General features: G+C 77.9%; 1 protein-coding gene and 1 pseudogene. Both read left to right on the forward strand.

Translation table 11 applies throughout. The annotated features are described in order from the left end of the window. Positions 1-94 precede the first annotated feature (94 nt). The gene (locus Ade02nite_RS50270; protein WP_275409907.1) at positions 95-673 is read left to right on the forward strand and encodes a zinc-binding dehydrogenase; all 579 of its coding nucleotides are present in this window, start codon (positions 95-97) and stop codon (positions 671-673) included. Between the two features lie 77 nt (positions 674-750). Beyond that, a pseudogene (locus Ade02nite_RS13660) lies at positions 751-1,342 on the forward strand (molybdopterin-binding oxidoreductase); the annotation flags it as partial.

Genomic DNA, 1,342 nt, shown 5'->3' on the forward strand with positions numbered 1-1,342 from the left:
CCGCCCGCCGGCCTCCCCGCCCGCCGGCCTCCCCGCCCGCCGGCCTCCCCGCCCGCCGGCCTCCCCGCCCGCCGGCCTCCCCGCCCGCCCGCCGTTGCCAAGCGGCCTGTTCCCCGGCCCGCCACCTCTGCCCCCGCCCCTGTCCGCCACCCGGCCACCCGGCCACCCCGGCCGCCCCTTCCGCCACCCCGGCCGCTTCTGTCCGCCACTCCGGCCGCCTCTGTCCGCCACCCCGGCCGCTTCTGTCCGCCACTCCGGCCGCTGCGTCCCGGCCGGTCGGCGGCGGTGGGCCGATGGGCCGCGCGTTACATTCGGGCCGCTCGGCCTGACCGGCGGCTACGGCGCGGACGCGGTCCTCGACTGCGTGGGCCTCCAGCCGACGGTCGACCTGGCCACCCAGATCATCGCCCCGGACGGCGCGCTGCGCTTCGTCGGCCTCGGCGGCGGCTCGTTCCCCTACGCCGCCGACTCGCTGCCGGTGCCGCTGCCGTGGGGCGTCGACGTCCGCCGCTCGTACGGCGGCACGCGCACCGACCAGCGCCAGGTCATCGAGCTGGCCAAGCTCGGCAAGATCGCCGTCGAGACCCGGCAGTACGCGCTGGTCGACGGCATCCGGGCCTTCGACGACCTGGAGGCCGGTCAGGTGCGGGGCCGCGCGATCCTGGTGCCCTGAGCCCGCGCCGCGTGGGCTTGCTTACGGAGTGCTTACAGCCGTCGCCGTGCGCCGGGGCGGGGGAGCAGGATGGGAGCGTGAATCTCTCCTTGCGCGCCGGGCTGTCCGGTGTCGCGGCGGCCGCCGTGGCGGTGGGTGCGGCCGAAGTGGTGGCCGTGCTGACCGGGCCGCTCTCGGCGCCGCTGCTGGCGGTCGGTGGTGTGGTCGTCGACAACGTGCCGGCGCCGGTGAAGGACTTCGGCATCCAGGTGTTCGGGGTCCACGACAAGACGGCGCTGATCACGGGGACGGCTGTGCTGCTCGCGGCCTATGCCTACGGGCTCGGCGTGGTGGCGGCCCGCCGCCGGTGGCTCGGGGTGGCGGGCATCGTGCTGTTCGCGGCGATCGGCGTGACCGCCGCCATGACCCGGCACGACGCGGGAGTCTTCGCCTGGCTGCCCACGGTCGCGGGCGCCGGGCTGGCCGTGTGGGTGCTGCGCAAGCTCCTCGAGCTCGCGGGCGCCCCGTCGATCGGTGGGCAAGGCGGCCGGACAGCCGTCGCGACCCCGGTCGGCGTCGGTGCCGCCGCCGGCCGCACGCTCACGCCCGGCGACGCAGCCGGTGCCGGGGTCGGCGGCGCGGCCGGTGAAGCGGCGGCCGGAAGGGTCGGTGCGGCCGGTGAAGCGGCGG

The organism is Paractinoplanes deccanensis, from assembly GCF_016862115.1.
Taxonomy (GTDB): Bacteria; Actinomycetota; Actinomycetes; order Mycobacteriales; family Micromonosporaceae; genus Actinoplanes; species Actinoplanes deccanensis.